We start from the raw sequence: 19361 nt of genomic DNA, 5'->3' as shown, positions 1-19361 counted from the left end.
GGGGTCGGATCGGTCTGCGGTGCGGTGCGGAACCGGTCAGGAGACCGGGGCGAGCAGTGCCACGGGGTAGTCGGCGAGGATCTCGGCGACCGGAGTCACTCCTCCCGCGAAGGTGCGGCCGGTGAGGACGTCCTCCATCGGGTGCCCGGGCAGGACCACGACCGTGCCGTTCCACCCGCCCGAAGCGGCGAGGCCCTCGGGGAGCCGGGTCGCGACGGTCAGCGCGCCGCCGCGGTCGAAGGCGATCGCGTGCTCGGCGGCGGGCCCGATCGCAGGGACGGCGGCGTAGCGGGTGAACAGCTCGGGGCGGTCGCGGCGGAGCCGGAGGGCGCGCGAGGTGACGAGGAGCTTCGCGGCTCCCTCGGCGTCGATCGCGGGCTTCCAGCCGCCGTCGATCCGCTCCAGCAGCGCTCGACGCTGCCCGAAGTCGACCTCGCGGCGGTTGTCCGGGTCGACGAGGGAGGTCTCCCAGAGCTCGCTGCCCTGGTAGACGTCCGGGATGCCCGGGGCGGTGATCTGCACGAGCTTCGCGGCGAGACCGTTCGACCAGCCGGCAACCGACACCCGCTCGACGGTCTGCTCGACCAGCCGGCGGACGGCGGGCTCGTCGAACGCCGCGTCGATCGCCGCGTGCATCCGCTTCTCGAACTGCTCGTCAGGAGCGGTCCAGTGCGTCGAGTCGTCGGCCTCGCGCGACGCCTTCTCGGCGTAGGCGTGCAGGCGCTCGCGGCTCGCGGGCCAGGTCCCCACGACGGCCTCCCAGAGCAGGTGCTCGATCGGGCCGTCGCCGAAGCCGACGAGGGCGTGGAGCTCGCGGAGCGTCGCCGCCCACGCCTCCGGGTCCTCGGCCAGTGCGGTGATGCGGGCACGGGTGTCCTCGCCGCGCTTCGTGTCGTGGGTCGAAAGCGTGGTGAGCGAGGCGGGGAACGAGGCCTGGCGCACGGCCTGGCGGCGGTGGAACTCGACCAGGTCGATCGCGAACTCGTCCGGGTCCGCTCCGACCTCGTTCAGCGAGGTGAGGCGGCTGAAGCGGTAGAACGCCGTGTCCTCGACGCCCTTCGCCATCACCATGCCGGAGGTCTGCTGGAAGCGCACGGACACCGGAGTGCCGGTCTCGCCGAGCGCCGCGGCGACCTCGTCGATGGTCGCGCGGATCTCGGGACGGCGGCGCACGGCGTCGACGCGGGCGTGCTCGAGGTGCTCCGCTCCGTAGGGGAGGTAGCTGCGGTAGACCGGGTAGGTCGCCAGGAGCTCCGCCAGCGCGTCGTCCGCTCCCTCGATACCGGGGATCAGGCGGGCCAGCCGCAGGACTTCGGAGCGGAGGATGCCGTCGGCGATGCCGCGCTTGGTGTCGTGGATGAGGTCGGCCCACTGCAGCGGGGAGCCCTTCCCCGTGAGCTCGGCGTCGAGGCCCTCCAACACGGGGCGGGCGTCGGGGTCGACCAGGATGCGGTCGACGTCGGCCAGGGCGTCGTAGCCCGTGGTGCCGACGGTCGCCCAGTGCGGCGGGAGCTCCTCGTCGCCCTCGAGGATCTTCTCGACCCAGACCGGGGCGCCGCCGATCGCGCGGGCCAGGTCGTCGAGGTATCCGCCCGGGTCGGCCAGGCCGTCCGGGTGGTCGACGCGCAGGCCGTCAGCGAGCCCCTCGGTGAACCAGCGGACGATCTCGGCGTGCGAGGCGTCGAACACCTCGGGCCGCTCGACCGTGATGGCGGCGAGGGTGTTCACCGCGAAGAAGCGGCGGTAGTTCAGCTCGGCGTCGGCGCGGCGCCAGTTCACGAGCTCGTAGCTCTGGCGCGCGTGCACCGTGCGGCCGGAGTCGCCGGGCTCGGCGGTGCCGGGCGCGATCGGCAGGCGGTTCTCGTAGTAGTGCAGCTCGTCGCCGACGACCTCGAGCGCGTCGAGTTCGCTGTCGCTGTCGCCCTCGCTCGCACCGTCGCCGAGGATCGGCACGCGCAGCTTCCCGCCCCCCGCCTCCCAGTCGATGTCGAAGGCGGTGGCGTAGCGGGAGGACTTCCCGTTCCTCAGCAGGTCCCACCACCACGAGTTCTCGCTCGGGGTCGCGACGCCCATGTGGTTGGGGACGATGTCGATGAGGACGCCGAGGCCCTCCGCCCGCGCCGCGGCCGAGGCGTTCGCCAGGCCGGCCGCGCCACCGCGGTCGGGATCGACCTCGGTGTGGTCCACCACGTCGTAGCCGTGGTCCGAGCCGGGCTCGGCCTTCAGCAGCGGCGAGAAGTACAGCCAGTCCGCTCCGAGCGCGCGCACGTAGTCGGCGACGCGGGCGGCGTCGTCGAGGTCGAACGCCGACCGGATCTGGAGGCGGTAGGTGGAGGCGGGCAGACGCACGTCAGGCTCCTGTCGAGGGTGCGGTCGCGGAGTCGGTCGACTCGGCGTGGGGGCTGGTGGGTCCCGTCGAGGAGACGATCGGGATGGCCGAGGTGGCGGCCAGGGACGCGAGCGAAGCGGCGACCGAGTGGTCGACCTCGGGCTCGGGCGTGCTGTGCTCCTGGAGGATGACGAGCGACTTCGCCTGGACGGTGAGCATCGCCCCCGCCGGACGCGGGATCGAGTCCGCCTCGGCGCCGGCGGTGTCGACGAGGACGCTCCACTCGAGCGCGTACTCGTCGCTCGGGATCGCGAACTCGACGTCGACGTCGTCGGCGTTGAAGTACAGGAGGAAGCTGTCGTCGGTGACGGGGCGCCCGCGCTGGTCGCGCTCGCGGATCCCGTTGCCGTTGAGGTAGATGCCCACCGATCGGCCGAGACCGGAGTCCCAGTCGGACGGGGACATCTCGGTGCCGGCAGCGGTGAACCAGACGATGTCGGGCAGGGGCTCGCCGTCGCCGCGCAGGACGGGGCGGCCGTCGAAGAAGCGCATGCGTCGGAAGGTCGGGTGCTCGGCGCGCAGGCGGATGAGCGCCGCGGTGAACTCGAGCAGCGGCCGGTCGGCGTGCGCCCAGTCGATCCAGGTCAGCTCGCTGTCCTGGGCGTAGGTGTTGTTGTTGCCGTTCTGGGTCCGGCCCAGCTCGTCGCCGTGGAGGATCATCGGGACGCCCTGGGAGATCAGCATCGTCGCGAGGAAGTTCCGCTGCTGGCGTGCCCGGAGCGCGAGCACCCGCGGGTCGTCCGTGGGCCCCTCCACGCCGTGGTTCCAGGAGCGGTTGTGCGACTCCCCGTCGTTGCCGTCCTCGCCGTTGGCGTCGTTGTGCTTCTCGTTGTACGAGACCAGGTCCCGGAGGGTGAAGCCGTCGTGCGCCGTGACGAAGTTGATCGAGGCGACCGGGTAGCGGCCCGAGTGCGCGTAGAGGTCGGCCGAGCCGGTGAGGCGCGAGGCGAACTCCCCCAGCGTCGACGGCTCGCCGCGCCAGAAGTCGCGGACCGTGTCGCGGTACTTGCCGTTCCACTCCGTCCACTGGGGCGGGAAGTTTCCCACCTGGTAGCCGCCGGGCCCGACGTCCCACGGCTCGGCGATCAGCTTCACCTGCGAGACCACCGGGTCCTGCTGGACGAGCTCGAAGAAGGTGGAGAGCCGGTCGACGTCGTAGAACTCGCGTGCCAGCGCCGAGGCGAGGTCGAAGCGGAAGCCGTCGACGCGCATCTCCGTCACCCAGTAGCGCAGCGAGTCCATGATCAGCTGGAGCGAGTGCGGGTGTCGCACGTTCAGGGTGTTCCCGGTGCCGGTGTAGTCCATGTAGTAGCGCTTGTCGTCGTCGACGAGGCGGTAGTACGCCTCGTTGTCGATGCCGCGGAACGACAGGGTGGGGCCGAGGTGGTTGCCCTCCGCCGTGTGGTTGTAGACCACGTCGAGGATGACCTCGATGCCGGCCGCGTGGAGCGCCTTCACCATGCTCTTGAACTCCTGGACCTGCTGGCCCTGGTCGCCCGTGGAGGAGTAGGTGTTCTGCGGTGCGAAGAAGCCGATCGTGTTGTAGCCCCAGTAGTTCGAGAGGCCCTTGTCCATCAGCGTCGAATCGTTCACGAACTGGTGCACGGGCATGAGCTCGATCGCCGAGACGCCCAGGTGCTTGAGGTGGTCGATCACCGCGGGGTGGGCGACTCCGGCGTAGGTGCCGCGGAGCTCCTCCGGCACGTCGGGATGCGTCTTGGTGAGCCCCTTCACGTGCGCCTCGTAGATCACGGTGCTGTCGTAGGAGGTGCGCGGGCGGCGGTCACCGGCCCAGTCGAAGAAGGGGTTGATGACGACGCCCATCATCATGTGCGGCGCCGAGTCCTCGTCGTTCGTCGAGTCCGGGTCGCCGAAGGTGTACGAGAAGAGGGACTGGTCCCAGTCGATCTCCCCCGAGATCGCCTTCGCGTAGGGGTCCAGCAGCAGCTTGTTCGGGTTGCAGCGGTGGCCGGCATCGGGGTCGTACGGTCCGTGGATGCGGAAGCCGTAGCGCTGGCCCGGCTGGACCTGCGGAAGGTAGCAGTGCCAGACGTAGGCGTCCGACTCCTGGATCTCGACGCGCGTCTCGGTGCCGTCCTCCTCGAAGAGGCACAGCTCGACGCGCTCGGCGATCTCACTGAACAGGGCGAAGTTCGTGCCGCTTCCGTCGAACGTCGCGCCCAACGGGTAGGCGGTTCCGGGCCAGGTCTCCACGAGACTCCTCAGGGGATTGTTCTCGGGCAGTCCGGGAGACGCCGATGTGCGGTCTGCGGATGCCCGACGTCGGGGGTGATGGTCCGTCACTTCCGCGACGGACCGACTGCTCAGCTTAGCGAGCGTGTCTCGAGCATTCCCCTGACGGTCAGCGCTCATCGCGCGGTCCTCCTCCGGTGGTCACGACCGGCGGCCGGAACCGCCGTCCGGTTCGTCCTGCGGGCGCGTGAGCGGGCAGGTCGTTCCGGTGGGTCACGCTCGAACAGTACGGTCGCGCCCGGTCCGCCGGGGAGGGCTGGCGCCGCGCCGGGTGCATCGGCTAGAACGCGCCGGAGGGGCTGTCCGGCCCACGCGGAGGGGCCGGCCGGGCTGGGCGGGAGCAGCGATCGGCCCCGTCGTCAGGGCCACGTCACCACGGACCGGGGCGCCGCACCGCGATCAGTGCGAGCCGAGCCTGCGCCGCAGGAGGTCGATCCGCGCCTGCAGCTGGGTCACGCTCGCCTGCGCCACCGCGGGTCCGCCGCAGAGCCGGCGCAGCTCGGTGTGCACCTGGCCGTGCGACTCGCCCGTCCCCCGTGCCCACAGGCCGACCAGGGAGTTGAGCAGGCTGCGCTGCTCCTTGAGCGTGCGGTAGAGCGGCGCCGGGATCTCGCTCGCCGGCTCGGCCGGGGCCGCCGCGCCCGCGCGGCTGCCGGCGCGCTTGGCCTGCCGCTGCTGCCGGTGCTGGAGCAGCTCCCGCACCTGGTCGGGCTCCAGGAGCCCCGGCAGTCCGATGAAGTCGAGCTCCTCCTCGCTCTCGACCTCGACCTCCATCCCGAACTCGGCGCCCTCGTAGACGACGCGGTCGAAGGTGGCGGCCGAGCCGATCGACTCGAAGCGGCCCTCCTCCAGGAGATCCGAGGACGCCTTCTCGCTGCGCTCGGCGTCGGCCATCAGATCGGCCTCGGGGTACTCCTCGTCGTCGGAGGTCCTGCGGTCGAGCGCGTGATCGCGCTGCAGCTCCATCGAGCCCGCCAGCGCGAGCAGGCCGGGCACGTTCGGGAGGAACACCGAGGCGGTCTCGCCGCGGCGCCGCGCGCGCACGAAGCGGCCGATCGCCTGGGCGAAGAACAGAGGAGTCGACGCCGATGTCGCGTACACGCCGACGGCGAGCCTCGGCACGTCGACGCCCTCGGAGACCATGCGGACCGCGACCATCCAGCGACTGGTGTCCTTCGCGAACTCCTCGATCCGGTCGCTCGCCTCCTTCTCGTCGGAGAGCACGACGGTGACGGTCTCGCCGCTGATCTCGCGGAGCATGGCGGCGTAGGCGCGCGCGGTGTAGTGGTCGGTCGCGATGACCAGGCCGCCGGCGTCGGGCACGGCGCGCCGCACCTCGGTGAGGCGGGTGTTGGCGGCGCGGAGGACCGAGGGGATCCAGTCGCCCTTCGGGTCCAGCGCGGTCCGCCAGGCCTGCGAGGTGATGTCCTTGGTGTTGCCCTCGCCGAGCCGCGCCTCCATCTCGTCGCCGGCCTTCGACTTCCAGCGCATCTGCCCGGCGTAGACCATGAACAGCACCGGCCGGACGACGCCGTCCGCGAGCGCGCGGCCGTAGCCGTAGGCGTAGTCGGTGAGCGAGGTGCGGATGCCCTCCTCGTCCGGCAGGTAGCTGACGAACGGGATCGCCGCCGTGTCCGAGCGGAACGGCGTCCCGGTCAGCGAGAGCCGGCGGACGGCGGGCTCGAAGGCCTCGCGCACCGCGTCGCCCCAGCTGAGGGCGTCGCCGGCGTGGTGCACCTCGTCGAGGATGACGAGGGTGCGGCCGGACAGGGTGAGCTCGCGGTGGAGCTCGGCGCGGACGGCGACCTGCGCGTAGGTGACGGCGACGCCGTGGTAGTGGCGGGCGTGGCGGCCCATGCGGTTGGTGAAGGTCGGGTCCAGGCGGATGCCGACGCGGTGCGCGGCCTCGGCCCACTGGCGCTTGAGGTGCTCCGTCGGTGCGACCACGGTGATCCGGTCGACCGTGCGGTTGTGCAGCAGCTCGGCGGCCAGCCGCAGCGCGAAGGTGGTCTTGCCCGCGCCCGGGGTCGCGGCGGCCAGGAAGTCGCGCGGCTCGTGCTGGAAGTAGGCCTCGAGCGCCTCCGCCTGCCAGGCGCGGAGCTTGTTCGCGGTACCCCACGGTGCCCTGCCCGGGAAGGACGGGGACAGGTGCTCAGCGGCGGAGGTGCCGACCTGATGACCGAAGCTCGAGGGACTGTTCACGTGGACCGAATCTAGCCGACGCCTCCGACAGCGGCTCGGTCTCCGCGGCCCGCCGGGAGGCGCACGGCGTGTCGCGCCGTGCCACCGACGGCCGGGTGCGGAGCATGATGGAGGGATGGTCGAGCAGCGTCATCCGTGGTCCCGCTACGTCGCCCTGGGCGACTCCTTCACCGAGGGGATCGGCGATCCGGAGCCCGGCAGCCCCGGCGGGCACCGCGGCTGGGCGGACCGCGTGGCGGAGGTCCTGGGCAGCCAGAACGAGGACTTCGCCTACGCCAACCTGGCGGTGCGCGGCCGCCTCCTGCAGCAGATCGTCGACGAGCAGGTCGAGCCCGCCCTGGAGCTGCGCCCCGATCTCATCACCATCTCCGCGGGCGGGAACGACGTCATCCGCCCGGGGACCGACCCCGACGACATCGCGTCCCGCTTCGAGTCGGGCCTCGCCCGGCTCCGCTCCGACGGGGCGACCGTCGTCCTCTTCACCGGAGTGGACGTGGGCTTCTCCCCCGTGTTCGGGCGGATCCGCGGGAAGGTCGCGATCTACAACGAGAACCTGCGGGCGCTGGCCAAGCGGTACGACTGCATCGTCGCCGACCAGTGGTCCCTCCAGGAGATCCAGGACGTGCGGATGTGGGCGCCGGACCGCCTGCACCTCAACCCGCACGGCCACCACGAGGTCGCGCGCATGGTCCTCGAGTCGCTGAACGTCGAGAACGACCTGCGCCCCCTCGCCCCGGAGCCGCTGCACGCCCGCACCTGGCGTGCCGCCCGCACGGAGGACATCCAGTGGGCGCGGGAGTACCTCGTGCCGTGGGTGCTGCGCCGAGTCCGCCACCAGTCCTCCGGCGACTTCATCACCGCCAAGCGGCCCTCCGCCGAGCGCTGGAGCACCGATCCCGGGGCCTCGGAGCCGGGCTCGGTCGTGCCGGGTAACGCGACGCCGGAGGAGGTCGCCGAGGACATCGCGACCGCCGGCGTGCGGATCGTCGGCGACCGGGCCGCGGATCCCCTGGCCTGATCCGCTCCCGGGAGGCGGCGGCTCGCCCCGCGCTCAGCCGAACAGCTCGGCCGGGTGGCCGAGGCGCCAGGCGAAGCCCGGGTCCTCGATCGACCCGTCGGCGACGAGGGGAAGCTCGTACGGGGTGCCGTTGACGTCGACGGTCGCGGTCCCCACGCGCTCGCCGTCGGCGACGGTCTCGAGCGGATCGAGGGCGACCGTGGTCGTCGTCGAGACCGCGCCCCACACCAGCACGGACCGCGCCTCCGCGGTCTCGGCCGTCGCCGTCTCCCCCCAGGCGCTCGTGAGGGTGCCGTAGTCCTGGCCCTCGACGGTCAGCGGGACGGTCCGGAAGCCCGCCTCGACGGTCGGGACGAGGGTCAGCACGTCCGCGGCGAGCTGCGGGTGCGTACGCGCGCCCACCACCACGCCGACCAGGGTGACCGGCCGGCCCTCGACGGTCGAGTCGAGCGAGAACAGCAGGCACGACCCCGCCTCGTCGGTCGTCCCCGTCTTGATCCCGTCCACTCCCGAGCGGCCGAGGAGCGAGTTGGTGTTGTCGACCTCGCCGACCCCCGGGATGACCGCGGTCGGCATCGCGACGATCGGAGCGAGCACCGGGTCCGCGATCAGCAGCTCGCCCAGGCGCACCATCTCGGCCGTCGTGCTGACCGTCGCCGGCGAGAGCCCGCTGGTGTCGGCGAGGGAGGTCCGCTCGAGCCCCTGCCCGTCGAGCCAGCCGCGCGCCGCGGCGAGGAAGGCGTCCTCCGAGCCGTACGCCCAGATCGCGAGGGACTTCGCATAGTTGTTCGCGGACGGGAGCATCATGGCGGTCAGCGCCTCCCGCTCGGTCAGCTGCAGACCCGCGGTGACCGGAGCGCTCGAGCCGTTCTCGGCCAGGGTGTCGTTGTAGTACTGCACGTCCGCGCTCGTGAAGGTGATGGTCTCCCCGTCCGTCCCCTCCGCGATCGGCTTCGCCGCGAGGACGACGAGAGCGGTGACGACCTTGGCGATGCTCCCCGTGGGCACGGTTCCGGTGGAGCCGTAGCGGGCGAGCAGCCCGTCCTCCTCCGTCCCGTCGATGCCCACGGCCGCCACGGCACCGGAGCCGTAGGCAGGCCAGGCCGGAGCGGGCGCGTCGACGGTGCTCGAGACGGGGTCCACCGCGACGGCGCTCGCCGTCGGCAGCTCCGCGGTCGCCGCGTTGGTCGCGTAGGCACCGCCTCCACCGACCAGCACGGTCGCAGCGACGAGACCGGCGACGACCGCCCCGCGCCGTCGACGCGGTCGCGGCTCCGGCGCGGCGGGCTCCCCGAACAGGTCGAGGGCGTCGTCGGATCGGGTCGGGGAGGTCACCCCGTCATCGTACGGGCGGGCCTCTCCCCCGTCCCGGACGCCGCCCCGTCGTCGGGCGCGGCGGGTGACGCGCGATACCGACCCCGATCCCGCGTCGCGAGCGTCAGCGGCAGGTCACCGCGGGGCCGCCGAGCGCCGGAGCCGGGCGGTCAGCGCCCGCGGGTCAGCGCCCACAGTGCGACGGCGCTCGCCGAGGCCACGTTGAGCGAGTCGACGCCGTGCAGCATCGGGATGGTGACGACGGTGTCCGAGGCGTCCAGCGCCGCGCGGCTGAGCCCGTCCCCCTCGGCGCCCAGGACGATCGCGACGCGCTCGGGGCGAGCCGCCGCGTACTCGTCGAGCGGCACCGCGTCCGGAGCGAGCGCCAGCGCGGCGACCGAGAACCCGGCCTCCTCCAGAGCGCGGCGGGCCGGTGCCCACTCGGGGGTGCGCGTCCACGGCACCTGCAGGACCGTGCCCATGCTCACCCGGACGCTGCGCCGGTACAGGGGGTCCGCACACCGCGGCGTCACGAGCACCGCGTCCGCGCCCATGCCGGCCGCGGCGCGGAAGACGGCGCCGACGTTGGTGTGGTCGACCAGGTCCTCCAGGATCACGACGAGGCGCGCGCCCTCCAGCAGCTCGGCCATCGGCCGCAGCGGCGGACGGTGCATCGAGGCGAGCGCTCCGCGGTGGAGGTGGAACCCGGTCAGCTCCTCGATCAGCAGATCCGGCGCCACGAAGACCGGCACCTCGGGATGACGCTCGAGCACCCCGGCCGCGTCCGGCAGCCGCTTCTCCTGCACCAGGACCGAGCGGGGACGGTGCCCGGCGTCGAGCGCCCGCTCGATCACCTTGGCGGACTCGGCGATGTACAGACCGCCCTCCGGCTCCAGCACCCGCCGCAGCGCCACGTCGGTGAGGCGGTGGTAGTCGGCGAGGAGCGGGTGGTCGAGGTCGGTGATGTGCACGATCGGCATCCCGGCAATCTAGGGCACGGCGCGGACTAAACTCGTCCAGGGGCCGCTCGAACGGCCCTCGAAGGAGGCGCGGATGGAGTCGAGTCCGACACCGGTCGCCGAGGGCCCCGAGGCGCTCGCGGTCGAGCAGGCCGTCGAACTCCTCAGCGGGCGCCGTATCGCCGCCGTCACCGGCGCGGGCATGAGCACCGACTCGGGCATCCCCGACTACCGCGGAGCCGGGGCACCGGTACGCAGCCCGATGACCTACTCCCAGTTCGTCGCCGATCCCGACTACCGCCGCCGGTACTGGGCCGGCAGCCAGCTCGGCTGGCGCCGCTTCACCAGCACGCTCCCCAACGACGGCCACCGGGCCCTGGCCCGGCTCGAGGGGCGCGGCCTGCTCACGGGCGTCGTCACGCAGAACGTCGACGGCCTGCACGTCCGAGCCGGCTCGCGCCGCGTGGTGGATCTGCACGGCTCGGCAGACCGTGTGCGCTGCATGACCTGCGGCCAGTACTTCGCCCGCGACGCGGTGGCCGAGCGGATCGAGGCGCTCAACCCCTGGCTCGACGACCCCGACGTCTCCTCCCTCAACCCCGACGGCGACGCCGAGGTCCACGACGTCTCGGCGATGACCGTCCCCGAGTGCACGGTCTGCGGCGGGATCCTGAAGCCGGACATCGTCTTCTTCGGCGAGTTCATCCCGACCGAGCGGTTCGAGGAGGCGCGCGCCATCGTCGCGGGCGCCGACGCCCTGCTCGTGGCCGGCTCGTCGCTCGTGGTCAACTCCGGCATCCGCTTCCTCGAGATCGCCCGGCGCGCCCGGATGCCGATCGTGATCGTCAACCGCGGCACCACCAAGGGCGACTCGCGCGCGAGCATCAAGATCGACGGAGGCACCAGCGAGGTGCTCCGCGAGCTCGCCGAGCGCCTGCCCGCGCGCCGCACCGCCGCCCTCTGAGCTCCCGCCCGCTCCGCACCCGACCTCCCGAGAGGCCCCTGTGACCCAGCTCACCCTCGTCCGCCACGGCCAGACCGACTGGAACGCAGCCCGGCGCATCCAGGGCAGGAGCGACATCCCGCTCAACGCGACCGGGCGCGCCCAGGCGCGGGCGGCGGCGCGGCTGCTCGCCGACCGGCGCTTCGACGCCGTGGTCGCCAGTCCGCTGCAGCGCGCCTTCGACACCGGAGCGATCATCGCGCGCGGTCTCGGCCTCGACGAGCCGCTGGCGGTGCCGGGCCTGGCCGAGCGCGCCTACGGCGAGGCGGAGGGGATGACCGGTCCCGAGCTCGCCGAGCGCTTCCCCGGAGGCATCGAGCGCGCGCCGATCCCCGGCTGCGAGACCCGCGCCGAGGTCGTCGAGCGGGCGACCGCCGCGCTGCTCAAGGTGGCCGAGCGCTTCCCCGACGCGTCCGTCGTCGTCGCCACGCACGGTGCGGTCATCGGCAGCCTGATCCGCGCGCTCAGCAGCGAGGACCTCCCCGTGCACGGCGTCTCGGTCGGCAACGGCTCCCGGCACGACTTCGCGATCGTCGACGGGGCACTGCGCATCGTCGGCGTCGACGACTCCGGCGACGTGGTCGTGGCGGACGTCGACCTCGACGACGTGCTCAGCCCGGCTCCGGGAGCCTGACGGCCCTCCTCCCGGCAGCGGTCCGATCGCCGGCCCCGCGTCAGCGCCGGCCGAGGTCGTGCAGGAGCCCGAAGAGCACCCGGGCGGAGTCGCGCCAGGAGAAGGCCGCGGCCCGCTCCCTCGCCCGGGCCGAGTGCGTCCGCCACACGGCGCCGTCCTCGAGCGATCGCACGCCGTCCGCGATGCCCTTCGCGCTCGACGGGTCGACGTACACGGCGGCGTCCTGGGCGATCTCGCGGAAGATCGGGATGTCGCTCACCACGACCGGCGTCCCGAGCGCCATCGCCTCGACCAGCGGGATCCCGAAGCCCTCGTCCCTGCTCGCCGTCACGAGAGCGGTCGCCCGCGCGAGCACCGCGCGGTACTCCGCGTCCGGCGCCCCCTGGTGGAACACCAGCTTCGCGGTCGGCGCCAGGGCCCGGAGCGTCTCGACGGTCTCGTCGCTCGCCCGGCTCATCAGGTGCAGCTCGTAGTCGGGCAGCAGCCGCATCGCGCGCGCGAGCGTCTCGACGTTCTTGTAGGGCATGAACGAGCCCATGTAGACGAGCGAGCGCCCGGCCGACCGGTCGGGCAGCGATCCCGCCAGAGCGGCGCTCGCCTCGTCGGGCTCGGTCGCCGCGTTCGGGACGACGACCACCGGCCGGGTGGTGAGGCGGTGGGAGCGGATCAGGTCGCGGGTGGTCTCCGAGACGGTGACGACCGCGTCGGCGCGCTGGAGGAGCCTCCGCTGCGGCCACCAGGCGAGGTGGTAGAGCCGCCAGAGCGCGCGCAGGGGAGCGGCCAGGTCGCGCGGCGGAGTGCGGTGGCGGTAGTAGATGAGGTCGTGCACGGTCAGGACGAGCCGGTAGCGGCGGCCGAGCGAGCCCATGGTCTGCATCGGCGAGAAGACCACGTCGGGCCGCAGCCGGTTCACCAGCAGCGCGACGAACGGCTCGAACGGGCTGGTCGGCCCGGTCACGCGCTCCCACGGGAGCGACGGGAGCATCGCGAGCTGGCGGCGGTCGCTGATCAGCATGGTCACGTCGTGCAGCTTCGCGAGCTCGCGGACGAGCTCCGCGGTGTAGCGGCTGATCCCGTCGTGCCGCTCGAGCCGGGTGTACCGGCAGTCGACGACGATCCTCATCGGTCGATCCCCTCCTCGAGGGCAGTCCGCAACACGGCGGCGGCCTCGTCCGGCGTCTCGTAGTGGATCAGGTGGCCGACTCCGTCGATGACGTGCAGGCGGGCGTGCGGCAGCCTCTCGAGCAGGCGGTACTGCGCCGGGAGCGGAGTGATGTCGTCCTGCGCCGCGGCGATCAGCTGCGTCGGCACGCCGATCCGGGAGGCGTACTCGCCGACGTCGTGCGAGACGGAGGCGCGGAACGCCTCGAGGACCGTGTCGCGGGAGGCGAAGGCGCTGAAGTAGCGGTCGTGCTGGTCGTGCACGAAGCGTCGCAGCGCCGGCTCCTTCGTCTTCACCATCGCCAGGCTCATCACCCGCACGATCAGCGGGTCGCTGAGCAGGCGGCGTCCGAGGGGCCCCGGCAGGAGCGCGCCGAGCCGGTAGTAGAGGACGGCGAGCCTGGTCAGGACGCCGCGGGGACCCTGCAGGGCGGGCGCGCCGATCGGGTTGACCAGCACCAGGAGCGGAGCGGGCAGCCCGTCGGCGACGGCCGCGGCCGCGACGATCGAGCCGAAGGAGTGGCCGAGGACGGCCGCCTCGCCGCGGAGCCCCAGCGCGTCGAGGAAGGAGCCGAGCCAGGAGGCGTAGCCGTCCACGTCGTGCGGCAGGCGCGTCATCGGGGTCGAGGCGCCGAAGCCGGGCAGGTCGGGAGCGACGACCCGCACGTCCGCTCCCCCGGCGAGCAGACGGGCGACGACGGGCTCGAGGCCGTGGTGCTCGCCGCGGAACCCGTGCACCAGCACGAGGACGGTCGAGGCGTCCGGAGCGCCGTAGGTCCAGTAGGCGGTGCGGGATCCGGCGACGTCCACCGCGGCCTCGCGGACGGGGACACGGCCGAGATCGGAGGCGTAGGGGGAGGGAGTGGTCATCGCGTTCCTTATCGTAGGGAAAGCCCGTCGAAGATCTGGCCGCAACGCCTTGCGTGGCCTCGATCCGAGCCGGGAGCATGATCACGCGCTCGCAACACGGCGCACCGCCCACCCGTCTCGCGAGACGGTCATCCGCTCAGGCAGCAGCAGAAGGAGCACCGTGAGCTTCACGTCGCCGATCCAACTCCCCGGACTCGCCCTCGACCCCCAGTGGTACCGCCGGGCGGTGTTCTACGAGGTGATGATCCGGTCGTACTACGACTCCAACGGCGACGGCGCCGGCGACATCAACGGGCTCGCCTCCAAGCTCGACTACCTGCAGTGGCTCGGGATCGACGCCCTCTGGCTCCCGCCGTTCTACATGTCGCCTCTGCGCGACGGCGGCTACGACGTCTCCGACTTCAAGGCGATCCTCCCCGAGTTCGGCACGATGGAGGACTTCCGCGACCTCGTGCGGAAGGCCCACGAGCGCAACATGCGCATCGTGATGGACTTCCCGCTCAACCACACCAGCGACCAGCACGAGTGGTTCCAGCAGTCCCGGTCCGACCCCGAGGGCCCCTACGGCGACTTCTACGTCTGGAACAACACCGACGACAAGTGGCCGGACATCCGCATCATCTTCGTCGACACCGAGGACTCGAACTGGGCCTTCGACGCCGAGCGCCGCCAGTTCTACTTCCACCGCTTCTTCTCGCACCAGCCGGACCTCAACTTCGAGAACCCCGCCGTGCACGAGGCGATCCACGACGTGGTCAAGTTCTGGCTCGACCTCGGCGTCGACGGCATCCGACTCGACGCGATCCCCTACCTCTACGAGTCCGACGAGGGCAACGGAGAGGGCGAGCCGCCCACCCACGAGTTCATCAAGAACCTCCGCACCATGGTCGACCGCGACTACCCCGGCCGCATCCTGATCGCCGAGGCGAACCAGTGGCCGCGAGAGGTCGCCGCGTTCTTCGGCACGGAGGAGGAGCCCGAGTGCCACATGGCGTTCGACTTCCCGGTCATGCCGCGCATCTTCTACTCCCTCCGCGCGCAGACGGCGAACGAGCTGAAGAAGGTGCTCTCCGAGACGTTCGACATCCCCAGCGGCGCCGCCTGGGGCGTGTTCCTCCGCAACCACGACGAGCTCACGCTCGAGATGGTGTCCGAGGAGTACCGCCAGGCCATGTACGGCTGGTACGCCTACGACCCGCGGATGCGCTCCAACATCGGCATCCGCCGCAGGCTCGCGCCGCTCCTGGACAACTCGCGCGCCGAGCTCGAGCTGATCAACGCCCTGCTCTTCTCCCTCGCCGGCAGCCCGTTCCTGTACTACGGCGACGAGATCGGCATGGGCGACAACATCTGGCTCAACGACCGCGACGCGTCGCGCACGCCGATGCAGTGGACGCCCGACCGCAACGCCGGCTTCTCGGCCGCCGACCCCGGCAAGCTCGTGCAGCCGATCGTCCAGTCGCTCGTCTACCACTACAACCAGGTCAACGTGGAGGCGCAGCTGGCGCAGTCCCGCTCCCTGCTGCACTGGATGCGGAACGTCCTGCACGTGCGCCGCGGCCACCCGGCGTTCGGCCTCGGGTCGATGCGCGTCCTCGAGACGGACCACGAGTCGGTGCTCGCCTTCGTGCGGGACTACGCCGGCTCGGGCTCCGAGATGGGCGACCAGCCCGAGGAGGTGCTCTGCGTCTTCAGCTTCAACCACAACCCGGTCTCGGTCACGATCACCGACCCGGAGAATCCCGGATCGACGCTGAGCGACCTGTTCGGCGGCGGCCGCTTCCCCGGATTCTCGGACGACGGCACGCTGACGATGACGCTCGGCACGCAGGGCTTCTTCTGGCTCCACGTCGCCAAGGCGCACGAGGCCCGCTGACCCGGCAGCACGCCGAGGGGCCTCCGGCCGATGTCGGAGGCCCCCTTTAGGCTGTCGGCGTGAGCACCACCGGAACGACCGAGACGCAGACCGAGCCGATGCTGTTCGACGACGCCGAGCGGGCGCTGGTCCCCTCCGAGGGGGCGCGGTGGTTCGACCTGCTGGCCGTGTTCGACCTCGAGACCACCGGCATCGACGTCCGCACGAGCCGCATCGTCACCGCGCACGTCGGCGTGATCGACGCGGCGGGCGAGCCGATCGAGGGCACGACCTGGCTCGCCGATCCCGGCGTGGAGATCCCGGCGGGCGCCTCCGCCGTCCACGGGATCAGCACCGAGCACGCCCGCGCGCACGGCCGCCCCGCCGGCGAGGTCGTGGCCGAGATCTCCGAGGCGCTGCGCTCGCTCCTCGCCCGCGGCATCCCGGTCGTCGTCTACAACGCCCCCTACGACCTCTCGCTCCTCGCCCACGAGGCGCGCCGCTGGGGCGTGCCCGTGCTGCTCGACCCGAGCCCCGTCGTCGATCCGCTCGTGATCGACAAGGCGTTGGACCGCTACCGCAAGGGCAAGCGCACCCTGACCCTCGCCGCCGAGCACTACGGCGTCGCCCTCACCGAGGCGCACGACGCGGGCGCGGACGCGATCGCGGCGGGTCGGGTCGCCCAGGCGCTGGGCCGCGCCTTCGCCGACGAGCTCGGAGTCGGCGCGGAGGCCCTGCACGCGCTCCAGGTCGACTGGTGCCGCACCCAGGCCGAGTCCTTCCAGGAGTACATGCGCCGCGTCCGCGACGAGTCCTTCGTCGCCGACGGGGGCTGGCCGGTCCGCCACTGACCCCTCAAGTCAGCGTGCGCCCCTCGCGCAGGAGCGCCACGTACTCCGCGATCCGCCGCTCCCGCGTCGCCGCCCGCTTCAGCTGCGAGAGGCGGAAGAGGAACGCGAAGCGCTTCTGCCCGCCGACGGTCGCGAAGAAGGCCAGGGCCTGCGGATCCGCGTCGAGCGCCCGCTGGAAGTCGTCCGGCACCTCCGCATCGCGCTGCCGGTAGGCCGCGTCCCAGCGCCCGTCGGCGCGTGCCCGCTCGACCTCGGCCAGCCCGCCCGGCAGCATCCGGCCCTCCGCCAGCAGCCGTGCGACGTGATCGCGATTGACCTTGGACCACGGGCTAGCGCGACGCCGCGGGGTGAAGGCCTGGAGCTTGAACTGCTCGTCGAAGGCTCCCGCCTGACCGTCGATCCAGCCGTGACAGAGCGCGATGTCGAGCGCCTCGGCGTAGGTGATCCCCGGATCCACGGCGGCCTTCTTGCGCAGCTTCAGGCGGACTCCGTCCGGGTCGGGCTCGCCGCGGAGGTAGGCGTCCCACTCCTCGGGAGTCGTGAACGGCAGGATCGGCTTGTCGGCGAAGGACACCATGCCGGGACGCTACCGCGCCGGCTCCCCGACGGCCACGGCCCGCCCGTCGGCGCAAGCCCTCGCTCCGCGGACCGCGGCGCTGTGGGATCGGGTGAGCACGTGTTCCCCCTCCCCCCCTCTCGCAAGGAGAAGTCATGCCCACGATCCGCACGATCACCGTCCTCGGCAGCGGAGTGCTCGGCTCCCAGATCGCCTTCCAGTCGGCCTTCCACGGCTTCGCCGTCACCGTCTACGACCTCTCCGACGACGTCCTCGAGTCGGCGCGCGAGCGGCTCCGCGGTCTCGCGGGCGTCTACGAGTCGGTGCCCGGCGGCGTCGCCGGCGGACCGCAGGAGGCGCTCGACTCGCTCCGCCTCACCTCCGACCTCGCGGAGGCCGTCGCGGACGCAGACCTCGTGATCGAGGCCGTCCCCGAGGACCTGGGCCTGAAGCAGGAGCTGTACGGCCGCCTGGGTGCGCTCGCTCCCGAGCGCACGGTCTTCGCGACCAACTCGTCCACGCTGCTCCCCAGCGACCTGAAGGCCTCGACGGGCCGGCCCGACCGGTTCCTCGCGTTGCACTACGCCAACCACGTCTGGGCGCAGAACACGGCCGAGATCATGGGAACGGCGGACACGGACCCCGCCGTGGTCGACGCCGTCGTGGAGTTCGCCGTCTCCAGCGGCCTCGAGCCCATCAGGCTGCAGAAGGAGAAGGCCGGCTACGTCCTGAACTCGCTGCTGGTGCCGCTCCTCAACGCCGCGTCGGGGCTGCTCATGGGCGGCTACGCCGACTACGAGACCATCGACAAGACCTGGAGGATCGGCACCGGCGCCCCGCTCGGACCCTTCCAGATCTTCGACGTCGTCGGTCTGCGGACCGCCTACAACATCGCCGCCGCGGCCCCGGACGAGGCCTCCCAGGCGTTCGCCGCCCACCTGAAGACGGAGTACCTCGATCGCGGCCGCCTCGGAACGGCCACCGGAGAGGGCTTCTACCGCTACTGAGGACCGCCCCGCGGGAACGACGAAGGGCCCCCGACCGTGAGGTCGAGGGCCCTTCGAGGAGTGCTACTTGCCGAAGTTCTTGTAGCGGCTGTTGAACTTCTCGACGCGGCCGGCCGAGTCCATGATGCGCTGCTTGCCCGTGTAGAACGGGTGCGAGGCGGAGGAGATCTCGACGTCGATGACGGGGTAGGTCACGCCGTCGAGCTCGATCGTCTTGCTGCTCTTCGCGGTCGAGCGCGTGAGGAAGGTCTCACCGGACGCGAGGTCGCGGAAGACGATCGCGGAGTACTCGGGGTGGATGTCGGTCTTCATGGTCGTGTCCTGTCGTCGATGGTCCTGAACCGCACCTGTCGTCGACGGGAACGGGTGGATGAGGGCGGGCGCACCGCGAACGGGCCCGAACCAGCTACCGAGAATACCAGACCGGCAGCGCGCGCAGAAGTCGCGCCGCGCCCGGACCCCGGAGCCGGGGTCAGCCGCGGGCGCGGGCCGAGAAGCGCCCGTTCTCGCGGGTGAGAGCGATGTCGAGCCCGAAGGTCTCGGCGAGCGTCGCCTCGGTCAGGGACTCGGCCAGCGGGCCCGCCGCAACCACCGCTCCGTCGCGGAGGAGCAGGGCGTGGGTGAAGCCGTCGGGGATCTCCTCGACGTGGTGGGTCACCATCACGATCGCGGGCGACGCCGGGTCCTTCGCGAAGCCGCCCAGCAGCTGGACGAGCTCCTCGCGGGCGCCGAGGTCGAGGCTCGCGGCCGGCTCGTCCAGCAGGAGCAGCTCGGGGTCGGTCATGATCGCGCGGGCGATCTGGACGCGCTTCTGCTCGCCGTCCGAGAGCGTCCCGAAGGTGCGCTCGGCGAGGTGCTCGAGCTTCCACTCGGACAGCACGCGGCGGGCGCGGCGCTCGTCGATCGCGTCATAGCCCTCGTTCCAGCGCCCGGTGACGGCGTAGGCGGCGGTCATCACGACGTCGAGCACGCTCTCGCCGGCCGGGAGGCGGCGCGCCATCGCGGTCGAGGCGTAGCCGATGCGCGGGCGCAGCTCGAACACGTCGACCCGGCCGAGGGTCTCCTCGAGCAGGTGCGCGGCACCGGTCGAGGGGTAGGTCTGCGCGGCGGCGATCTGCAGGATCGAGGTCTTGCCCGCCCCGTTGGGGCCGAGGATCACCCAGCGCTCGTCCTCGGCCACGTCCCACGACACGTGGTCGAGGATCCGCTTGCCGTTCCGGACGAAGGACACATCGACGAACGAGACAACGCTGGGCATGGGAGCCATTCTAAAGGAGGCGGCCGGGAGG

Annotated in this window: 16 protein-coding genes; 6 read left to right on the top strand and 10 right to left on the bottom strand. The window is 72.1% G+C overall.

What is annotated here, in order from left to right; all coding sequences use genetic code 11:
- Nucleotides 1-36 precede the first annotated feature (36 nt).
- The 3 genes from treY to C5B95_RS05505 form a co-directional block, all read right to left on the bottom strand.
- Nucleotides 37-2349 (bottom strand): malto-oligosyltrehalose synthase, encoded by a 2313-nt coding sequence (treY, locus tag C5B95_RS05515; protein ID WP_104337312.1) that lies wholly within the window; start codon nt 2347-2349, stop codon nt 37-39.
- A 1-nt stretch (nt 2350) separates the two neighbouring features.
- Complete coding sequence (glgX, locus tag C5B95_RS05510; RefSeq protein ID WP_104237465.1) at nt 2351-4603, bottom strand: glycogen debranching protein GlgX; 2253 nt, start codon at nt 4601-4603, stop codon at nt 2351-2353.
- A gap of 438 nt (nt 4604-5041) precedes the next feature.
- Nucleotides 5042-6844, bottom strand: coding sequence for a DEAD/DEAH box helicase (locus tag C5B95_RS05505; RefSeq protein WP_104254993.1), 1803 nt, complete (start codon nt 6842-6844; stop codon nt 5042-5044).
- Between the two features lie 115 nt (nt 6845-6959).
- Here C5B95_RS05505 and C5B95_RS05500 point away from each other — a divergent pair, with 115 nt between their 5' ends.
- The gene (locus tag C5B95_RS05500; protein ID WP_104267332.1) at nt 6960-7862 is read left to right on the top strand and encodes an SGNH/GDSL hydrolase family protein; all 903 of its coding nucleotides are present in this window, start codon (nt 6960-6962) and stop codon (nt 7860-7862) included.
- Between the two features lie 33 nt (nt 7863-7895).
- On the opposite strand, the gene C5B95_RS05495 is transcribed toward C5B95_RS05500, so the two are convergent.
- Nucleotides 7896-9197 carry a D-alanyl-D-alanine carboxypeptidase family protein gene (locus C5B95_RS05495; protein ID WP_104348663.1) on the bottom strand — a complete coding sequence of 434 codons (1302 nt, stop codon included), beginning with the start codon at nt 9195-9197 and terminating at the stop codon, nt 7896-7898.
- Between the two features lie 149 nt (nt 9198-9346).
- Nucleotides 9347-10156 (bottom strand): RNA methyltransferase, encoded by an 810-nt coding sequence (locus C5B95_RS05490; protein ID WP_104348662.1) that lies wholly within the window; start codon nt 10154-10156, stop codon nt 9347-9349.
- A 73-nt stretch (nt 10157-10229) separates the two neighbouring features.
- On the opposite strand from C5B95_RS05490, the gene C5B95_RS05485 reads away from it, so the two are divergent.
- Together C5B95_RS05485 and C5B95_RS05480 are read left to right on the top strand one after the other, a co-directional pair.
- Complete coding sequence (locus C5B95_RS05485; RefSeq protein WP_104232620.1) at nt 10230-11099, top strand: Sir2 family NAD-dependent protein deacetylase; 870 nt, start codon at nt 10230-10232, stop codon at nt 11097-11099.
- Between the two features lie 40 nt (nt 11100-11139).
- Nucleotides 11140-11772: a histidine phosphatase family protein gene (locus C5B95_RS05480; RefSeq protein ID WP_104348661.1), complete on the top strand. Its 633-nt coding sequence runs from the start codon at nt 11140-11142 to the stop codon at nt 11770-11772.
- 40 nt (nt 11773-11812) lie between these two features.
- Here the strand turns inward: C5B95_RS05480 and C5B95_RS05475 are convergent, their stop codons facing one another.
- Together C5B95_RS05475 and C5B95_RS05470 are read right to left on the bottom strand one after the other, a co-directional pair.
- The gene (locus C5B95_RS05475; RefSeq protein ID WP_104348660.1) at nt 11813-12895 is read right to left on the bottom strand and encodes a glycosyltransferase family 1 protein; all 1083 of its coding nucleotides are present in this window, start codon (nt 12893-12895) and stop codon (nt 11813-11815) included.
- Nucleotides 12892-13803 carry an alpha/beta fold hydrolase gene (locus C5B95_RS05470; RefSeq protein WP_104250357.1) on the bottom strand — a complete coding sequence of 304 codons (912 nt, stop codon included), beginning with the start codon at nt 13801-13803 and terminating at the stop codon, nt 12892-12894. The genes C5B95_RS05475 and C5B95_RS05470 overlap by 4 nt, the downstream gene beginning before the upstream one ends.
- 160 nt (nt 13804-13963) lie before the next feature.
- Between C5B95_RS05470 and treS the strand changes: the two genes are divergently transcribed.
- Nucleotides 13964-15679 (top strand): maltose alpha-D-glucosyltransferase, encoded by a 1716-nt coding sequence (gene treS / locus C5B95_RS05465; RefSeq protein ID WP_104348659.1) that lies wholly within the window; start codon nt 13964-13966, stop codon nt 15677-15679.
- Nucleotides 15680-15777: 98 nt separating this feature from the next.
- Nucleotides 15778-16509, top strand: a complete 732-nt coding sequence (locus tag C5B95_RS05460; RefSeq protein ID WP_104348688.1) for a 3'-5' exonuclease — start codon at nt 15778-15780, stop codon at nt 16507-16509.
- 4 nt (nt 16510-16513) lie between these two features.
- On the opposite strand, the gene C5B95_RS05455 is transcribed toward C5B95_RS05460, so the two are convergent.
- Complete coding sequence (locus C5B95_RS05455; RefSeq protein WP_104232624.1) at nt 16514-17086, bottom strand: YdeI family protein; 573 nt, start codon at nt 17084-17086, stop codon at nt 16514-16516.
- Nucleotides 17087-17220: 134 nt separating this feature from the next.
- On the opposite strand from C5B95_RS05455, the gene C5B95_RS05450 reads away from it, so the two are divergent.
- Nucleotides 17221-18072, top strand: a complete 852-nt coding sequence (locus C5B95_RS05450) for a 3-hydroxyacyl-CoA dehydrogenase (protein ID WP_104348658.1) — start codon at nt 17221-17223, stop codon at nt 18070-18072.
- Nucleotides 18073-18135: 63 nt separating this feature from the next.
- On the opposite strand, the gene C5B95_RS05445 is transcribed toward C5B95_RS05450, so the two are convergent.
- Together C5B95_RS05445 and C5B95_RS05440 are read right to left on the bottom strand one after the other, a co-directional pair.
- Entirely contained in the window at nt 18136-18384 is a 249-nt protein-coding gene (locus C5B95_RS05445; protein WP_068253003.1) for a type B 50S ribosomal protein L31, read from the bottom strand.
- A 160-nt stretch (nt 18385-18544) separates the two neighbouring features.
- A complete protein-coding gene (locus C5B95_RS05440) occupies nt 18545-19330 on the bottom strand; it encodes an ABC transporter ATP-binding protein (protein ID WP_104348657.1) in 786 nt (261 codons plus the stop codon).
- Between the last annotated feature and the right edge of the window lie 31 nt (nt 19331-19361).

This window comes from Rathayibacter sp. AY1A7 (genome assembly GCF_002930845.1).
Taxonomy (GTDB): Bacteria; Actinomycetota; Actinomycetes; order Actinomycetales; family Microbacteriaceae; genus Rathayibacter.
This window is presented reverse-complemented; position numbering and strand designations above follow the sequence as displayed.